Consider the following 18,703-nt stretch of genomic DNA (forward strand, 5'->3'; position numbering starts at 1 on the left):
GAGGAGCACGACGAATGGGCGATCCGTCGCCCTACTTTCGTGGTGTTGTCAACATCGCAGTCTGTTGACAACCGCCGCAAAATGCGCCCTCACCAAAGGCAAATCACTATCTGCTGGAACGATTTTCAAAATTCTCGACGTGCGCATAGACTGCCATCCGGCACGGCGAGGTGCCTCGGCCACAAGCTCCCGGTGTACGAACCCGGGGGGAATTCAAGGAGATTTTATGCCTGGAATGGAATTCGCGACCCTACGTGATCAAGTGGCCGCGTTGCAGGCCAAGGCGATTTCGGCCACCGAATTGCTGGAGCTGACCATCGCGCGGATCGAGAAGTTCGACGACAAGGTCAATGCCGTCGTGGTGCGGGATTTCGACCGCGCCCGCGCCGCCGCGAAACAAGCCGACACGGCGCTGGCGCGCGGTGAATTCGCGCCGCTGCTCGGCGTTCCGGTGGCGGTGAAGGAATCGTTCAACGTCGCGGGCCTGCCGACCACCTGGGGTTTTCCCGATGCGGAAGGTTGGCTGCCCGCCGAGGACGCCGTACTGGTGACCCGGGTCAAGGATGCGGGTGGCGTCGTCATCGGCAAGACCAATGTGCCACGCGCCCTGAACGACTGGCAGTCCTACAACGACATCTACGGCACGACCAGCAACCCGTGGGACCTGACGCGCTCGCCCGGTGGCTCGTCCGGCGGTTCATCGGCCGCGCTCGCGGCGGGTTACGTCTCGCTCGCACTCGGCTCCGACCTCGCCGGATCGCTGCGGATACCAGCGCATTTCTGTGGTGTCTACGCCCACAAGCCGTCACTGCCCCTGCTGCCGGGTCGCGGAAATACGCCGCCTCGCACGCCTACGCTCCCGGCTCGGCCCGACCTCGCCGTGGTCGGCCCCATGACGCGCAGCGCGGCCGACCTGACCCTGGCGACCCTGCTACTCGCCGGCCCCGACGAGGTGGAGTCGGTCGCCTACCAGCTGGCGCTGCGGCCGCCGCGCGGCGAGGAGTTGCGCGACTATCGGGTACTGGTCATCGATAGCCATCCACTGGTGCCGACCGGGACCGTCATCCGCGACGGACTCGATCGGATCGCGCGGGGACTGGAAAAGGCGGGCGCCACCGTCGCCAGGCACAGCGAACTGCTGCCCGACCTCACACTGACCGCGAAAACCTATCTGGCCCTACTGGTCTCGCAGTTCAGTGCGGAAGTGCCCTCCGACGTCTACCGGGCGGCCCAGGCCACCGTCGCCGCTATTCCGCCGAGCAACGACCCCTTGGAGTCAATCATCCGCGGCCCCTTCGTGGCCAGCCACGGCGATTGGGTCGCCAGCCACGGTGATTGGATCAAGGCAGACCGGGTCCGCGTCGACCTCGCCGACCAATGGCGACGCCTGTTCGGTGAATTCGATGTGGTGCTGAGCCCGATCACGCCGACACCGGCCTTCCCCCACGATCATTCGGATCTCGGCACTCGCACACTCGAAATCGACGGCGCCACATACCCTTACGATCACCACATGATCTGGATCAGCGCCGCCACGGCACTCGGGCTGCCGTCGACCGCGGTCCCGATCGGGCACTCCCCGGAAGGACTGCCCTTCGGCATGCAGATCCTCGGCCCCTACCTCGAAGACCACACGACGCTACGGTTCGCGGAACTGATCGAGCAAGAATTCGGCGGATTCACCCCGCCACCCGGTTTCGCGTAACGGCCGATGCCTCAGCGGCCGAGCGCGCGCAACAGGCGCCTGTAATCGGGGTAGCGAGTGAGCAAGAACTTCTCGCGCCAGCGCTCGGCCGCGGCCAGCGTCGCGATCAACATCCGGAACAGTCCGACAGGCAGCGGCGGGAAATAGAGTCCGAGGGCGAATTCGGTTGTTCCGAACGGACTTTCGAGGCAGCGCTGGCGCTGTGGCGCGGCGAGCCGTGGTCCGAATTCGGTGAGGACGCACCGTTCGTCCGAAACCGGTTGCGGTTGACCGAACTCCGTGACATGGCCGTCGAGGAGCTGTTGGCCGCCCGGCTGGCACGCGGGCATCTCGGCCCGACCGTCGCCCGACTTGCGGGCGGCGGTCGGGGAAGCGCGGTATCGCGAACGCCGCTGGGAACTGTTGGCGCTGGGGCTGTGTCGCACCGGACGGCAGGTGCAGGCGCTGGCCGAACTCCGCCGAGTGCGGGACCTGCTCGCCACCGAAATCGGCATCGAACCGGGCCGAGACTGCGCACACTGCAACAGCGCATGCTCACACACGATCCCGACCTCGCCGCCGACTGTCCGCCGATACTGTTGCGAGCCCGGTGATTCCGAACCGAACGGCCTTCAGCGGCCGGAGCCGTTGCCGGTTCGCGGCGCCGACGGTGTGATGTGGTAGCGGCGGCCCCGGATACGGGCGGGCCGGAATCGTACCGCCGGATCGGTTATCACCGTCCAGTCGTCGGAAGTTCCCGCGATCATTCTGATAGTGCTGGAAATAAACACCGCACCTCCCTCATTCGCCCAGATGGACGATTGGGCCGAATTGTTGTTCATAATTGCTCATGCTGTCGTTGAGTGTCTGCATCAGGCGAAAGATCATCGACGGCGGGAATTTCACGCGCGCCACCACTTGCACGGGCTGCCGCATCAAGGGCCTGCCGCTATCGTCGACACCGGGATCGGTGGGCAGATGTACGACGAAATCCAGCGTGAAATCCGTCCGGTTGTACCAGCAGGTGAAACCGTTGGCGTATACCCCGGCGCTCAGCGCCTCGGGCACGATCACCTCGACGTTCACCGGCGGATTCGTCTCGTCCATTACCGAACCTGTCCCCGACGGTCGGAAGGGCCACCCCTGCGGTGACCCTTCCTGTGCACCCGACTATCGGGCGGCCATCCGTGTTTGATGCCGCATCTGGCTCAGCTGCATCTCCCATTGACCGGCCCGGTCTTGTGCCCGGGTGGCCTGGTCGTCGGCTTGTTGAGCCAATTGGTTGGCTTGGTCGGCCTGGTCCTGAGCCGACTGCGCCCGCTGCTGCGACTGGTTGGCCTCGTTCTGCGCCTGCTGGGCCTGATTCTGTGCCCGGTCGGCTTCGTTCTGGGCCTGCTGCGCCTGGTTCTGCGCCTGAATGGCCTGCTGGCGGGCCTGTTGAGCCTGCTGATTGGCCTGGTTCGCCTCACTCTGCGCCATATTCGCCTGATGCTGGACCTGACGCGCCTGCTGCTGTGCCTGACGAGCCAGATTCTGTGCCTGCTGGGCGGATTGACGAGCGCTCTGCGCTTCCAGGCGCGCGTCTTCGACCTGCATTCTGAGCATTTCGATATCCCGGAGACCCGACACGTCCTCGCGCCCGGTTTCGGCTGTCTCTTGTGCCATCTCGACTTCCCCTACCTCGGTGGGTATGTGGTGTCCGCTGCGTCGATGGAGTTGGGACCAGAAAATCATCACTCCACGGTTGATCCGCACGCAAAGCATTGGAAATATTCCCGAAACAATTAAATGCGAATGCACACCCCGTGGTCCGTGATTCGTCCGACCTTTTTCGCAGCACACCTCCGGCAGTTCCCAACGATCAGGACAGACCCCGATCGAGCGGATCCGGCGCCGAACGGCAAACACCGGGCAGCCGGATCCCGTCGAAACCAATTGCGCTTCTTGCATTTTCAACGGTAATTTTTCCGGTGCGCTCGGGCACGCCCCGCCGGTGGTTCTGGGGGCGCACACACCGCACCCCCGGCCCGAGGCCGACGCCGACGAGCCGCTGACCAGGAAGGCTTGCCCGACCGACCGCGTCAGACGGGAGGTCGCCGGTGGACACCGTCGCGGACACCTAGTCGCCGAACCGGTTAACGGCTGCGAAGATCGGCCGCGCGATCACTGCGCCGACCGCCCCCAGTCGCGATCGATGAAGTCTTCTCGATATCGCAGCATTATTTTCCGAAATATATCGATCATTGTCGATCTTGCGCGCACGGAGTTAGTCTCATTCGGAAACCGCTCTGTTTCACGCTCATTCGACCCGCAGTCCTCATCGACCTACCGGGAAGGCGTGTGGCTGTTATGACGGTGGATGAATTTCCTGATGTCGGCATCTCGGCCGACGACGCAGAGGCAGCCTATAGAAGTAGAGTCGTGGAGCTGTCCGAGGCGTCGGTGACACGACGGTTCAATCCGTACGTCGACATCGACTGGGACGCGCCCGATATGACTGTCGTTCCGGACGATCCGAGGTGGATCCTGCCGGACACCAGCCTGCCGATGGGTCACCATCCCTGGTATGTGAGTCTCCCCGACGAGCGCAAGGCCCAGATCGGTATGTGGCTGCATATCAATACCCTCCGGCGACAGCGGCAACTGGAGCTGCTCCTCGTCAACGGGCTCGCGGAACGCCAGTTCGCACTGCCCGACGGGTCCCCCGAAATTCGCTACATGACCCACGAGATGGCCGAAGAATGCGGCCATACCCTGATGTTCCAGGAAATATGCAAGCGGACCGGACTACATGTCCCCGGCGCGGGCCGACTGGTGCGGCTGCTTTTCCTATTCTCCCCGATCGTCGCGGCCGTGATGCCGTTGACTTTTCTCCTCTCGGTGCTGGCCGCCGAGGAGATCGTCGACTACTACCAGCGCAGTGTGCTTCGGGCCGGGGCGGAAGCCGGGCGCATTCCGCCGATGCTGGACCGGTGTTTCTCCGCGCATATCGCCGAGGAGGCCCGGCACATGTCCTTCGCCAGCGACTATGTCCGGCAGCGGGTCCCTTCGCTGAGCCGGATCGGCCGACTGTGGCTGTCGGTGACGGCGGCGGCCGTCTCCCGGGTGGAAGCCGATATCCAGCTGTACACGCCGAAACAGTTCTTCCGCGACTGCGGCGTGCCCAGGGAGATCGAGCGGGATTTCCGGCTCCGGTCGCCGTTCATCAAAGCGGAACGACGCCGCGCGCTCGGCAGCATGCGCCACCTCGTCGCCGAGCTCGGACTGATGAATCCGGTGGGGAAACTGGCGTGGCGGCTGTACGGCATCTCCGGGCCCCCGACGCGCCATCGGCTGGAACCGAAGCGGAAGGCGGTGTGACCCGATGCCACACGTGGTGACGCAACCCTGCTGCAGCGACGGGTCCTGCGTGTACGTGTGCCCGGTCAACTGCATCCACCCGACCCCCGACGAACCCGACTTCCTCAGTGCCGAAATGCTTTACATCGATCCGGGAAGCTGCATCGACTGCGGAACCTGTATGTCGGCGTGCCCGGTCGACGCGATCGTCTCCGACCGGGACCTGACCACGGCGCAACGTCCGTTCATCGATATCAATGCCGCGTTCTATCGGGAGCCGCGCCCGCGCCCTCGGCTCGCGCCGCTGATCCCGTTGCCCGCCATGAACACTGGCGGGGAACGGGTGCGGGTGGCGATCGTCGGGTCGGGGCCCGCGGCGATGTACGCCGCCGACGAACTGTTGTCGCAGCGCGAGGTTCGGGTCAATATCTTCGACCGCTGCACGGTTCCCTACGGTCTCGTGCAGAACGGGGTGGCACCGGATCAGCGGGAGGTCAAAGAGATTCGGCATCTGTTCGACAAGGTGTCGGCCCGGTCGCGGCTGAATATGTATCTGGGTGTGGAAATCGGCACCGATGTGACCCACGAGGAATTACTCGCCTACCACCACGCCGTCATCTACGCGGTCGGCGCATCGGCGAGCAAACGGCTCGGCATCCCCGGCGAGGACCTGCCGGGCTGCGAATCCGGAATCGACTTCGCGGCCTGGTACAACGGCCATCCCGATTACGCGCGGAGCTCATGTCAGCTGTCGACGCGCCGGGCCGTGATCATCGGCAACGGCAATGTCGCACTCGATGCCGCCCGCATTCTCACGCTCGATCGGGACCAGCTGGACGATTCCGATATCGCGCCTGCCGCGCTGAGCGCGTTGCGGCACAGCAAGATACAGGAAGTGATCATCGTCGGACGACGCGGTCCGGCGGAATCGGCGTTCACCGTACCGGAATTCGTCGGCCTGCTCGGACGCGATATCGATATCGTCGTCGACGCCGAACTGCCCGATCCGCACTCGTACCCCTACGCGACCGAGCAGAAGCTGCTATTGCTGCAGCGCGCGCAACAACGCACGGGCGGCCATCGCAAACGCATCGTATTCCGCTATCAGCTCTCCCCCACCCGGATATACGGCAAAGACCGGGTGACCGGAGTATCGCTGGTGCACAACGAAATTCGCCGCAGCGGCGGCCGCGAACAGGTGGTGCCGACCGACCGGTCCGAGCGATTGTCCTGCGGGCTGATCCTCACCGCCATCGGCAATCGCGGCGTCGGCGTCGCCGGACTGCCCTTCGACGAGCACACCGGCGTCATTCCGAATATTGACGGGCGGGTGCTGGCCGCCGACAGCCGGTCGACATTGCCCGGGGTGTATGTGACCGGCTGGATCAAGCGGGGTTCGGTGGGTTTCATCGGCACCAATCGGAGCTGTGCGCAGGAGACGGTCCGCAAGGTCGCCGAGGACGTCAACAGCGGTCTGCTGCGCAGGCGCACCCTCACCCGGCGCGATCTGGAACAGATGTTGAGCCGCCGCAAACCGACCACGCTTCGCGGCGCTCTGCATCGGTCGTAGCCGAGACAGGAGGTCCCATGGCGGTACTGGCGAAACCTGAACGGCCCGCGGCGTTATCGCGACGCGCGCGGATCGCGGCGCTGGTGGCGCTGTGTCTCGCGGAATTACTTGTCGTCCTTGACAATACGCTGGTCAATGTGGCGCTGCCGACGATGGCGATGCGGCTGCACGCCTACATGAGCGGCCTGCAATGGATCGTCGACGCGTTCACCTTGGCGTTCGCCGGGCTGCTCCTGGCGATGGGTCATCTGGGTGATCGGTACGGGCGACGCCGGATGATGCTGATCGGCTTGTCCGGAGTCGCGGTCATGTCGGCCGTCGGCGCACTGTCCACGGGGCTCGGGCAGGTGATCGCGGCCCGCGCGGGCATGGGGGTCTTCGCGGCCGCGGTGTATCCGTCGACCTTGGCGATGATCACCAATATCTTCACCGATGCCCGCGAGCGCGCCCAGGCCATCGCCGCATGGTCCGCGATGGCAGGTATCGCCATCGCGCTCGGGCCGACCGTCGGCGGTTGGCTGCTCGGCGTGTTCTCCTGGCACGCGGTGTTCTGGATCAACATCCCCATCGCGCTGGTCACCATCGTCGCGATCGTGCTGCTGACGCCGGAGTCCCGAGCCGATCACGGCGGCCGCCTCGATATCGTCGGATTGGCGCTGTCGCTGATCGGGGTGACATCGCTGGTGTACACGATCATCGCCGCGCCGCGGCGGGGCTGGTTGTCGACGGCGAGCCTGGCGGGCTACGCGATATCGGTCGTATTGCTCGTGCTGTTCGTGGCCTGGGAGCTGCGAGTGGCCGCGCCGGTGTTGGATGTGCGGTTGTTCCGGAATCCGCGTTTCGCGGTGCCCGCCTTCGCGATCACCGTTTCCTTCTTCTCCGGGTTGGGATTCCTGTTCCTGTTCACGCAGTACTTCCAGGGCGTCAAGGAATTGTCCGCATTCGAATTCGGCGTGCACTCTTTGCCGTTCGCGGCCGCGGTCTGCGTCGCCGCACCGACCGCGACCCTGCTCGCCCAGCGCGTCGGCGCGACGGCGGTGGTCGTGACCGGACTGGTGCTGATGGCCGCCGCCATGGGGATGATCATGCTGATCACGGTCGACACACCGTATTTGGGGCCGGTGCTCGTCACGATGGTGCTGCTCGGGATCGGCTTCGCCGTGGTGCAGGCGCCTGCCACGGATTCGATCATGGCCTCGGTGCCGGTCGAACAAGCCGGAGCGGGGTCGGCGGTGAACGACACCACCCGGGAGACCGGCGGTGCGCTCGGAGTGGCGGTCCTCGGCTCGGTGATGGCCTCCGTCTACACCGCCCGGGTCGGCGCGCGCATCGATGCCGTGCCGTCCGCGCTCATGACCGCGCAGCAGAAGGATCTCGCCAGGCACAGCCCGATCAGCGTGGTGGATATCGCCACCGCGCGAGTCGGCCCCTTTCTGGCGGGCCCCCGCGACGACCTGGTCCGGGCGATGAAGGTCGCGGCGATGACCGGGGCGCATCTGTCCGCCGCCGTCACCGTCGTCGTTCTGCTCCTCTCCGCGATCACGGTCGCGGTCCTGCTGCCATGGCGGCCGGAGCGCACCGACGATATCGGGGAGCACGCCGTTATGGACCGCGACCGTGAATTCGCCACCGCCGCTGGAGATTCCACGCGCTCGCCGGCGGATCGCCATCTCGTCGCCGACCCGGGACGTTCCGGCCGAGGGTTGCCGAGATCCGCGACCAGGCCCCGTGTCGAAGTCAGGCGCAGGATGGGACTTCGACGCAGGGCCCACAGGTCGAGGAGGCGATCGAATAGGGGGTTGGAGAAGCGGCGGTAGGAGTAGTCACACCGTCAGGGGACCATCGGCCTCCGTCGATGGTGGCGATGTGCCCTCCTGGCCGTGGGCACGCCGGCGGACAGTGAACATGCCGGGCGGTATACCGGTCCCGGCCGTCCCACCGCGGTTACCGAACTCCACTCCAGTATCGAGGTCCGGCATGACAACCACCGAAATTGCTTCCGCGCCACTGTTGTTGCGCGGGGAAGAGCTGATCCTTACGGCCGGAGAAGCCGAATTGGCCGGGCTGCTGCGGATTCCCGAGCAGCCGACCGGCGTCGTCGTATTCGCGCACGGCAGCGGCAGCGACCGGCGCAGCCCGCGCAACAGGTTCGTCGGCGATATTTTCGCCGGGCACGGCCTGACGACGGTGACGATCGACCTGCTAACCCCCACCGAGACAACCGATCTCACGACGATATTCGATATCGACCTGCTCGGCGGCAGGCTCGCCGCGGTGCGCCGCTTGCTGTGGGCGCTGCCCGGCTGCCGCAGACTTCCCGTGGGACTCTTCGGCGTCGGCACCGACGCGCCCGTAACACTCTGGGCGGCAGCCGAACTCGGCGGCGATATCGGCGCCGCCGTGGTGCGCGGCGGGCGGCCCGATCTGGCCGGTGACCGGTTGGCCGACATACTTGCCCCGACGCTGTTCCTGGTCGGCGGGCAGGACCCGCGGGTGCGCGAACTCAATCGGCGTGCGGCGAAATCGCTCTGCTGCGTGCACCGCGTCACCGAACTGACGGGTCTCGGCAGCGGGCCGAACGAATTCCGGATGTCGAGGTCGGCCGCGTATCTGGCGGCGGTCTGGTTCGCCGAGCATCTGACACCGGTGGCGCAACCGTACGACGCGTCGGCGATATCAGCGACGCGATGATCGCGGCGACCAAAGTCTGCGGCGCAGCGGCCGAATTGCTCTCGATTCGAGTGGCCGTTCGGCGGACCGTTCCAGATATGCGGACAACAACGGCATTCGGGGTCGGTGTGGCGACCTACTTCGCGGGACTGGCGCTCGGATATCAGGTTCTGCTGCGCAAGAAGTGTCTGACCTGGGGTGCGAGCGCCGACGAGGCGGCGCGGACCATGCCGGGCGACGAACTGCTCGGCAGGCCCGACATCGTGACCACCAGGGCGATCGAGATCGATGCCGAGCCGGCGCGGATCTGGCCGTGGCTGGTGCAGATGGGCCCAGGGCGCGGCGGCGCGTACACCTACGACTGGGTCGAGAACCTGCTCGGGCTGGATATGCACAGTGCGGACGAGATCCTGCCGCAGTTCCAGGACCTGCGCGAGGGCGACGTTCTCGCGCTCGGCGAGCAGGGTCCGAAAATGCGGGCCGCCATCGTCGAACCGCCGCATATCCTCGTTTTCGCCTCGACGGACGGGAATTGGGTGTGGGCGTTCAACCTCTGTCCGATTGAGCGCGGCACCCGGCTGGTGAGCCGCAATCGCATCGCGCTGCCCGGCGCGAACGTCGCATCCCGCCTGTTCTACCGGCTGATCATGGAGCCGGGCAGCCTGATCATGGAACGAAAGATGTTGCTGGGGCTCAAAGAACGGGCCGAACGAGCGCGGCCGACCGTGCGGGCCACACAACCGGCCGCCGCGGCGCAGAGCTGAATTCGGGATCCGACGTGTACGACTCCGCGCGACCCGCGGCCATCGATCTGCGCGGCACCCGACCGCCTTACGACGCCGTACTTTTCGATATGGACGGCGTGGTCACCGATACGGCGACCATCCACGCGGCGGCGTGGAAGCAGTTGTTCGACGGCATCTTGCCGCGGATCGAAACCCCAACGCCACCACGCCCTTTCGGCGGCGACGACTACAGTAGGCTGATCGACGGCAAGGCGAGGATCGACGGGGTGACCGCCTTTCTCGAGTCCAGGGGCATCACCCTGCCGCCGGGCGCCGCCGACGACCCGGACGACGCGCTGACCGTGGCCGGACTGGCCAATCGCAAGAACACGATCTTCCTGGAAATGCTTGCCCGGCAACCGGTTCACGCCTTTCCCGGCACGGTGGACCTGGTGCGCAGGCTGCGGCGGGGCCGGGTGCGCACCGCACTGGTGACGGCGAGCAAGAACGCCCGCGCCATCCTGCGCTCCGCGGGTCTGAGCGACGACTTCGACACCGTCGTCGACGGCACCGTCGCGGAAGAGCTCGGACTGCGCGGAAAACCCGATCCCGCAGTGTATCTGGAGGCGGCGCACCGGCTCGGCGTGCCGCCGGGGCGCACGGTGGTGATCGAGGACGCGCCGTCTGGGGTGCGCGCGGGCGCGAACGGCGGCTTCGGGCTGGTGGTCGGCGTCGACCGGGTGCACCATCCCGACGTGCTGACCGCCGCGGGCGCCGATATCGTCGTGCACGACGTCAGCGAATTGGATCTCGGTGTGCTGCTGACCGATCCGTGGGTGCTCGGCTACGGCGGCTACGATCCGGCGCACGAGGGCCAGCGCGAGGCGCTCACCGCGCTGTGCAACGGCTACCTCGGCACGCGCGGCGCGGCGCCCGAATTCCGTTGCGACGACGCGCATTACCCAGGAACCTACCTGGCGGGTGTATACAACCGGTGCACCGGTTCCGCCGGCGGCCGGGTCATCGAGGACGAGCACATGGTGAACGCACCGGACTGGTTGCCGTTCGACGTGCGCTTCGGCAATGGCTGGTTGTCCGAAGGGCTGCTCACGGTGCGCGACGAGCGCCGCGACCTCGATCTGCGCACCGGCGTGCTCACCAGGTCCGCGGTGTTGGTCGAACCGCTCGGCCGCGCCCTGCGGCTGACCCAGCGCCGCCTGGTTTCGATGGCCCGGCCACACCTCGCCGCCTTGGAGACGACGCTGCAGGCGCACGGGTGGAGCGGTCGGGTGGAGATACGCTCCGGCGTCGACGGCGGGGTGACGAACGCCAATGTTCCCGAATATCAGGCATTTTCGCATTGCCACCTGACCAGGATCACCGGCGAGGCGGTCGATCCGGCGACGCTGCTGGTCCAGGCGGAGACGAGCAGCAGCCGGATCCGGATCGCGCTCGCCGCCCGCACCAGGGTGCGCGGGCAGCCCGAAATACTGCCGCGGCTCGAAACCATCGGCGTCGCACAGTATTTCCACCGCTTCCCGATACGGTTGCGGGATGGATACCCGGTGGTCGTCGACAAGATCGTCGCCATCGTCACATCGCGCGACACCGCCATCGCCTCCCCCGCGCTCGGGGCCTCCGCCGAATTAGCGCGTGCACCACGGGATTTCGAAGCGCTGCTGCCCGAGCACCGCGCCGCGTGGCGGCAGCTGTGGGACCAGTTCGGGATCGAACTCGACGGCGCCGACACCAGGACCCGGCTGGTGTTCGACCTGCACCTGTTCCACCTGGCGCAGACGATCACCCGGCACACCGCCGACCTCGACGCCGGTGTGCCCGCGCGGGGCCTGCACGGCGAAGGCTATCGCGGGCACGTGTTCTGGGACGAGCTGTTCGTGCTGCCGGTGCTCACACTGTATCTGCCGGAGGTGGCCAAGGCGGTGCTGCGCTATCGGTCCCGGCGGCTGCCCGCGGCCCGATTCGCCGCCGCCGCAGCGGGTTCGGCGGGCGCGCTGTTCCCGTGGCAGAGCGGCAGCGACGGCAGGGAGGAAACCCCGGCCCGACTGTTCAATCCGCGCTCGGGGCGCTGGATCGCCGACAACTCCGCCCGGCAACGGCATGTCGGGCTCGCCGTCGCCTACAACGCCTGGCAGTTCTACGAATGCACCGGCGACCTGGACTGGCTCGCCGAACACGGCGCCGACTTGATCGTCGAGGTGGCACGGTTTTTCACCGCGCTGGCGAGCTACGACCCGATCGAGGACCGGTATCACATCGCGGGCGTGATGGGTCCAGACGAATACCACGACGGCTATCCGGACACACCGGGCAGCGGTGTGCGCGACAACGCCTACACCAATGTGCTCACCGCATGGGTCTGCGGCAAGGCGGTGGAAACCCTGGACCTACTGAACGGGCATGGTCGCGAAACCCTGTGCGCCAGACTGGGAATCGATGACCAACGGGAGTACGCGGCATGGCAGGGGCTCAGCGCCAGAATGACCGTGCCGTTCCACGACGGCGTCATCAGCCAGTTCGACGGCTATGCCGATCTCGCCGAATTCGATTGGCCCGCTTACCGGCAGCGCTACGGCAATATCGGCAGGCTGGATCTGATCCTGGAGGCCGAGGGCGACAGCACCAACCGCTACAAGCTGTGCAAGCAGGCCGATGTGCTCATGCTCATCTACCTGCTCGGCCCGGGAAAGCTGCTGGCCGTGCTCGACCGGCTCGGCTATCCCGGCGACCGCGCGACCCTCGACCGCACCCTCGACTACTACCTGGCGCGCTGCGCGGACGGTTCGACGCTGAGCGAGGTGGTGCACGCCTCGGTGCTGGCCCGGATGCGGCCCGACGCGGCCTGGTCGGTGTTCCAGCAGGCGCTCGTCGCCGATCTGGACGACACCCAGGGCGGCACCACGGCGCACGGCATCCACCTCGGCGCGATGGCGGGCACCATCGATATCGTCATCCGGTCCTTCGCCGGGCTGCGCTGCCACGGCGATCGGCTCACCTTCGATCCGCGCCTGCCCCGCGAGCTGACCGGCGTGCGGTTCGGCCTGCACTATCGCGGCCAGCGCATCGATATCGCGCTCGATCACCACCGGTTGCGGCTCACCAGCAGGCACGGCGCCTCGGTGGCGGATATCGAAATCGATGTCGCGGGCGCCAAGGCCACGCTCGGCGCCGGGCAGGTGCGGGAATTCGACCTGCGCCCGCCGGACGGCGGCTACCCGCTGCCCGCCGAATAGCCCGAGGACGCACGGCCTCCGGACCGGTGACCTTCGCCCGTCTCCGGCGGCGGCGATCCGCGCGAGGCTGGAGGAAACCGATCGACGGAGGTCATCGTGCAGACATTCAGCGGCAGAAGTGCGATCGTCACCGGCGGCGCGCGCGGAATCGGCGCGGTCTCAGCGAATCCACTGCCGCCGCACAGCCTTTGGCCCGTTTCGGCGAACCGGATGAGGTGGCCGCGATGGTCCGCTTCCTGATCACCGAGGCGACCTTCTCCACCGGATCGGAATTCGTACTCGACGGCGGCGCTACCGCGGGCCGAACCCTGCCGCTGCCGAGCTGATCGGCGAACACGACCGACATCGACGATAAGGAACGAATAATGCTCAGCAGGCATCCCGATCACGAAACCATCCGTGCCGCACTGGCATTGGCCGTGCGCGCGCCCTCGGTGCACAATACCCAGCCGTGGCAGTGGCGGGTCGGGGATACCACCGTCCACCTGTACGCCGACGAGACCAGGCGGCTGGCGCTCACCGATCCGGACGGCCGCGATCTGCTGCTCAGCTGCGGCGCGGCGCTGCACCACTTCCGGGTGGCCATGCGCTCGTTCGGCTGGCATACGGTGGTGCACCGGCTGCCGAATCCCGCTGAGCCACAACATCTCGCATCGATCGAATTCAGCGCGGCCACCCCGACCGCCGATGTCGTCGAGCTGACGAGGGCGATCAATCACCGGCGCACCGATCGGCGCCGCACCACCTCGTGGGAGGTGCCGCAATCGCATATCGATGCGATCCGCGCGGCGGGTGACGCCGAGGGCGCGCTGGTATCCGAGATTCCGGGTGGACAGCACCGCACCCGCCTGGTCCGTGCCTTCGAAACGGCCGCCGCACAGCATCGCGACAGCCGCGGCTACCAGGCCGAGCTCGCCGCGTGGAGCGGACGGCACGCGGCGCTGGAGGGTGTGCCATCGCGCAACGCCGTCCTCGCCGACGATCCGCTCACCAGACAGTTCCACGGACCGATCCTCGGCGAGGCCGTGCTGCACGACCTGAACGACCGCGGCGATCTTCTGCTCGTGCACACCGCTTCGGACGACCGGATATCCCGGCTGCGCGCTGGTGAGGCGGCCAGCGCCGCACTGCTCACCGCGACCTCGTTCGGTTTGGCGACCTGTCCGCTCACCGAGCCGTTCGAATTGCCGGGCACCCGCGACCTGGTGCGCTCGGATGTGCTGTCCGACAGCGGTTTTCCGCAGATGATCATCCGGATCGGCTGGGCGGCAACGAGTGCCGCGAAGGTTCCGCCGACGCCGCGGCGGCCGCTCGCCGACGTCGTACGGCCGCTCTGAAGTTCAGGCCTCGGCGGCAGGGCCGATCGCCACCATCGCGCGGGTAGAAGGCCCGCAGGTGGCGGGGGCCGTGCGGAATCGGGGTCCGACGACTCGGCGAGCCGGGGACTTTCTTCCCTGCTGAGCGGGCCGCCCCCGGCGGGATGCTCATATCCGAGAAGGGATCGACACCGCCGGAAAGAGGTGGCCAACATGTCCGCGTATCCGTCGCTCGCGCTGCGCACTTGGCGGATCCTGCCCTGGAGTCCGAATCCGCTGATGCGGATGACCGATCGGCTCGAATCGCTCGTGCGGTGCGCGCTGCTGATCGGCTGTCTGCTCGCCGTTCCGATCGCGGGCGCGGTCGGCACCACGACATATACCGCCACCGCGGCCCGGATCCATACCGAGAACCAGGGCAAGACCGCCGTCGCCGCGACGCTGCTGGCCGACCCCGAATTCGACAAGGCCACCCACGGTTACACCGCGTCCGCCGACTGGACCAGCGCCGGCGGCACCGTCACCGCGCCGGTGCCGACGGTGGCCACCGCGACCCGCGGCGACCGGGTCACGGTGTGGCTCGGCTCCGACGGCAAACCGGTCGCCGACCCGCGCAGGCCCAGCGACGCCGCGGTCGCCGGAATAGGCGCCGCCGCAGCCATTCTCATGTCCGCGCTGATCATCGCCGTCGGCGCCGACCTCGGCATCCACTGGGTCGCCGACCGCCGCCGCCACGCCCGATGGGACCGCGAATGGCGTCAGGTGAATCGCCCGCTGAAGGAGGACAAGCAGTAATGACAACCGCGATGCGCCCCAGAGCCGAAACGATTTCATACGAAGGACTTTCGGCCGTCGGATGGTCGGCGTTGGCCTCTCGTACCCGTGCGTGTGAACCGGCACAGTCGGATCATGGAATTCGTACGTGACATCGCGGACATCCGATTGACCGATGAGGTCGAGGCCGGCGGTAAGGGCGCCAACCTCGGCGAGCTGACGGCGGCGCGACTGCCGGTGCCCGCCGCCTTCGTCGTACTGCGGTCCGGTTACCTGGACGCCATGCGGCGTGGCGGTGTCGCCGAGGATTTGGCCGCCGAACACAAGGCCGCGCTGGCCGCCGTCGGCTCCGACGCCGAACTCACCCACCGCTGCGAGCGGCTTCGGGAGCTGGTCGGAAATGCCGGTATGCCAAAGGATTTGGCAAAGCAGATCCGGCGCGCCTACGCGGCGCTCGGCACCGAGGACGAGCCCGCCGTCGTCGCGGTGCGGTCATCGGCCACCGGTGAGGACAGCGCGTCGGCGTCGTTTGCGGGCATGAATGTCACCGCGACGAATGTGCGCGGGGCCGACGAGGTGGTGGAGGCGGTGCGCGCCTGCTGGCCTCACTGTTCAGCCCGCGCGCCGAAACCTATCGCGCCGAACGGAAATTCGACGGCGCACCGGCCATGGCCGTCGTCGTGCAGGTGATGGTGGACGTGCGTCGCAGCGGCGTCGCCTTCACCGCGGATCCGGCCACCGGCGATACGGATCGGGTGGTCATCGAGGGTGCGCGCGGACAGGGCGAGGTGGTTGTCTCCGGGGCGGTCGAACCCGATCATTACGTGGTCGCCAAGGATGATCTGCGGATTCTGCTGGCGCACACCGGAAATCAGCGCTTCGAGATCGTCCGCGACACCGCGGGCGGCGGTGACAAGACAGTCGAGCTCACCGACCTGAACGAGCGGGTGCTCAGCGACGGCGACGTCCGCGGCATCGCCCGGCTCGCCATCGCGGCCGAAAAGCATTACGGCAGACCGCAGGACGTCGAATGGGCGATCGACGGCGGGCAGATCTGGCTGGTCCAGGCCCGGCCGATCACCACGCTCGGCCCGGCCGCGGCCACCGCGCCCGGGGCGCCGCTACACACCGGAGCCGTCCTGGCGTCCGGACTGCCCGCATCGCCGGGTACCGCCACCGGAACGGTCCGGGTGCTGGCGGGCCCGGAAGAGGGACATCTCTTGCGGGACGGGGAAATCCTCGTCGCCGAACGCACCACACCCGACTGGGTGCCCACCATCCGCCGGGCAGTCGCGCTGGTCACCGACAGCGGCGGCGTCACCTGTCACGCGGCGATCGTCGCACGTGAGCTCGGCGTACCCTGCGTCGTCGGGACCCGCACCGCGACAACGGATCTGCACAGCGGACAGGTCGTCACCGTGGACGGCGGCAGCGGCCGGATCCTCGAGGGCGCGCTGGCGCAACCGGTGCACGTGAGCGAACCCGCGCCGGTCGCGTCCGCGCTCGCACCCACCACCGCCACCAAGATCTACGTCAACCTCGCCATGCCGGACCTCGCGGAACACGTTGCGGCACAGCCGGTCGACGGCGTCGGGCTGCTGCGGGCCGAATTCCTGCTCACCCGTGCGCTCGGCGGCTATCACCCGCACGAGCTGATCAGCCGCGGCGAACAGCGGACCTTCGTCGACCGGATGGCCGACTCGCTCAGCAAGATCGCCGCCGCTTTCACACCCCGTCCGGTGATCTATCGGGCAACCGACCTGCGCAGCAACGAATTCCGCGCGCTCACCGGCGGCGCGAGCCACGAACCGGTCGAGGACAACCCGATGATCGGGTACCGCGGCTGCTTCCGCTACGTGCGCGAGCCGGAGATGTTCCGGCTGGAGCTGGCGGCGCTGGCCCGGGTCCGGGAACGGACGCCCAACGTGCACTTGATGATTCCGTTCGTGCGCACCCGCTGGGAGCTGGAGGCGTGCCTGGAACTGGTCGACGCCAGCCCGCTCGGCAAGGCACGCGGCCTGCACCGCTGGGTAATGGCGGAGGTGCCCTCGGTGGTGCACTGGCTACCCGAGTACGTCGGCCTCGGCATCGACGGCGTTTCGATCGGCAGCAACGACCTGACCCAGCTCATGCTCGGCGTCGATCGCGATTCCCAGTTGTGCGCCGACGTTTTCGACGAGGCCGATCCCGCGGTCCTCGCCGCCATCGAACAAATCGTGCGCACCGCTCGCGCGCACGGCATCACATCGTCGCTGTGCGGCCAAGCCCCTTCCACCCGGCCCGATTTCGCCGAACATCTGGTGCGAATGGGCATCACCTCGATCTCGGTCAACCCCGACGCGATCGAGCAGGTACGCACGGTGGTGGCCGCCGCAGAACGCCGCGTGCTGCTCGACGCGGCCCTCGACCGCCCGCGCGCTCGGTAATCCACATGTCGCACAGGTCACCGCCCGCGCACACCGGCGGCTGCTGGCGCGGCACCGGCTGCTCGAATCCCGAATACTCACGAACCGAACCCGCTGCGCGGCAGGCGGTTCGGCTCGGCCGCCGTCACCGCTGCGGACCTGACCGCGTTCACCGCGGCGCCCACCGTCGCCGCGCTGGGCACTCATCGGCACGACCGCCGTCCAGTCCGAACTCACCGCCGCCCGCATCCGCGCCCAGGCCCTCCGGCACCGCCGCATCCCCGACCTCCGATCCGCCCTCGCCACACTGGAATTCACCCTCGCCGAACGCGAGCGCGCGGAACTGCCGCGCCCCCATACACGGTGAACCGACCTACGGGTGAACCGTCGTCGCCTGCGGCTGCGGCAGGCTCAGTGCACGGGCGATTCCAGCGGACCAGGCGCTGATCGCGGCCCAGTCGCGCAGGTCGCCGTAGCGGGTGCCGCCGAGCAGGCGGAAGAGCGTGCGCGCCTTCAGTGAGACACCGGCCCGCTCGTAATGGCCCGCGAAAGCCGCGTATTCAACGGGTGCGATCGAATCACGCAGCGCCGCGATCTTCTTCGGCACCGTGCGGCCGAGGCGGCGGCCGATCGGGCCGCGCAGCGCCGGGCCGAGCCCGACGCTGAACAGCCACACCCGCGCCGGGGTCAGCTCGGCCCGGTGGTCGCGCACGTAAGCGACGGCGGCGGGCAGCAGGTCCATATTGTGTACGGCGCTGCCGAGCACCACGGCGTCGAAGCGGGACAGTGCCGGTGCGTGTGCCACATCGTGCAGCTCGACCTCGGCGCCGCGGGCGGCGAAGTCGGCGGCGATGAATTCCGCGATATCGCGGGTCGAGCCCTGTGCGGTCGCGTAGATGACCGCGATGCGCGTCCTGTTCGAGTCCATACCATCAGCCTGCGACGCGGGATCCGCGCCATGCAGAGCCA

The 18,703-nt window shown here is 67.5% G+C and carries 14 protein-coding genes and 3 pseudogenes; 14 read left to right on the top strand and 3 right to left on the bottom strand.

What is annotated here, in order from left to right:
- Positions 1-226 precede the first annotated feature (226 nt).
- The 3 genes and pseudogenes from F5544_RS23380 to F5544_RS47585 all read left to right on the top strand — a co-directional run bounded on the left by F5544_RS23380 (position 227) and on the right by F5544_RS47585 (position 2,368).
- Positions 227-1,705 (top strand): amidase, encoded by a 1,479-nt coding sequence (locus F5544_RS23380; RefSeq protein ID WP_167475176.1) that lies wholly within the window; start codon positions 227-229, stop codon positions 1,703-1,705.
- A 143-nt stretch (positions 1,706-1,848) separates the two neighbouring features.
- Positions 1,849-1,986, top strand: a pseudogene (locus F5544_RS47580) (hypothetical protein); the annotation flags it as partial.
- On the top strand, positions 1,985-2,368 hold the full coding sequence (locus F5544_RS47585) for a BTAD domain-containing putative transcriptional regulator (RefSeq protein ID WP_167475177.1): 384 nt from the start codon (positions 1,985-1,987) through the stop codon (positions 2,366-2,368). The pseudogene F5544_RS47580 and the gene F5544_RS47585, both read left to right, overlap by 2 nt.
- Positions 2,369-2,485: 117 nt before the next feature.
- On the opposite strand, the gene F5544_RS23395 is transcribed toward F5544_RS47585, so the two are convergent.
- On the bottom strand, positions 2,486-2,770 hold the full coding sequence (locus F5544_RS23395) for a DUF3467 domain-containing protein (RefSeq protein WP_167475178.1): 285 nt from the start codon (positions 2,768-2,770) through the stop codon (positions 2,486-2,488).
- A gap of 108 nt (positions 2,771-2,878) precedes the next feature.
- Between F5544_RS23395 and F5544_RS23400 the strand changes: the two genes are divergently transcribed.
- From F5544_RS23400 to ppsA, 11 genes and pseudogenes are all read left to right on the top strand, one after another.
- A complete protein-coding gene (locus F5544_RS23400; RefSeq protein ID WP_167475179.1) occupies positions 2,879-3,472 on the top strand; it encodes a hypothetical protein in 594 nt (197 codons plus the stop codon).
- A gap of 561 nt (positions 3,473-4,033) precedes the next feature.
- Entirely contained in the window at positions 4,034-5,044 is a 1,011-nt protein-coding gene (locus F5544_RS23405) for an AurF N-oxygenase family protein (RefSeq protein WP_167475180.1), read from the top strand.
- Between the two features lie 4 nt (positions 5,045-5,048).
- Positions 5,049-6,593, top strand: coding sequence for an FAD-dependent oxidoreductase (locus F5544_RS23410; RefSeq protein ID WP_167475181.1), 1,545 nt, complete (start codon positions 5,049-5,051; stop codon positions 6,591-6,593).
- A gap of 17 nt (positions 6,594-6,610) precedes the next feature.
- On the top strand, positions 6,611-8,410 hold the full coding sequence (locus tag F5544_RS23415) for an MFS transporter (protein WP_167475182.1): 1,800 nt from the start codon (positions 6,611-6,613) through the stop codon (positions 8,408-8,410).
- A gap of 160 nt (positions 8,411-8,570) precedes the next feature.
- The gene (locus F5544_RS23420; protein ID WP_167475183.1) at positions 8,571-9,284 is read left to right on the top strand and encodes a dienelactone hydrolase family protein; all 714 of its coding nucleotides are present in this window, start codon (positions 8,571-8,573) and stop codon (positions 9,282-9,284) included.
- A gap of 77 nt (positions 9,285-9,361) precedes the next feature.
- Positions 9,362-10,027 carry an SRPBCC family protein gene (locus tag F5544_RS23425; protein WP_167475184.1) on the top strand — a complete coding sequence of 222 codons (666 nt, stop codon included), beginning with the start codon at positions 9,362-9,364 and terminating at the stop codon, positions 10,025-10,027.
- A gap of 14 nt (positions 10,028-10,041) precedes the next feature.
- Positions 10,042-13,239, top strand: coding sequence for an HAD-IA family hydrolase (locus tag F5544_RS23430; RefSeq protein ID WP_238846603.1), 3,198 nt, complete (start codon positions 10,042-10,044; stop codon positions 13,237-13,239).
- A 155-nt stretch (positions 13,240-13,394) separates the two neighbouring features.
- Positions 13,395-13,565: pseudogene (locus F5544_RS23435) on the top strand (SDR family oxidoreductase); the annotation flags it as partial.
- Between the two features lie 39 nt (positions 13,566-13,604).
- Positions 13,605-14,576, top strand: a complete 972-nt coding sequence (locus F5544_RS23440; protein WP_167475185.1) for an Acg family FMN-binding oxidoreductase — start codon at positions 13,605-13,607, stop codon at positions 14,574-14,576.
- A gap of 192 nt (positions 14,577-14,768) precedes the next feature.
- Positions 14,769-15,350 (top strand): Rv1733c family protein, encoded by a 582-nt coding sequence (locus F5544_RS23445; protein ID WP_167475186.1) that lies wholly within the window; start codon positions 14,769-14,771, stop codon positions 15,348-15,350.
- A 114-nt stretch (positions 15,351-15,464) separates the two neighbouring features.
- Positions 15,465-17,755 (top strand): annotated as a pseudogene (gene ppsA / locus F5544_RS23450) (phosphoenolpyruvate synthase).
- Positions 17,756-17,903: 148 nt separating this feature from the next.
- Here ppsA and F5544_RS23455 read toward each other — a convergent pair.
- Together F5544_RS23455 and F5544_RS23460 are read right to left on the bottom strand one after the other, a co-directional pair.
- Positions 17,904-18,092 carry a hypothetical protein gene (locus tag F5544_RS23455; RefSeq protein WP_167475187.1) on the bottom strand — a complete coding sequence of 63 codons (189 nt, stop codon included), beginning with the start codon at positions 18,090-18,092 and terminating at the stop codon, positions 17,904-17,906.
- 15 nt (positions 18,093-18,107) lie between these two features.
- Positions 18,108-18,662, bottom strand: a complete 555-nt coding sequence (locus tag F5544_RS23460) for a flavodoxin domain-containing protein (protein WP_167475188.1) — start codon at positions 18,660-18,662, stop codon at positions 18,108-18,110.
- Between the last annotated feature and the right edge of the window lie 41 nt (positions 18,663-18,703).

This window comes from Nocardia arthritidis (genome assembly GCF_011801145.1).
In the GTDB taxonomy this organism is placed as follows: Bacteria; Actinomycetota; Actinomycetes; order Mycobacteriales; family Mycobacteriaceae; genus Nocardia; species Nocardia arthritidis_A.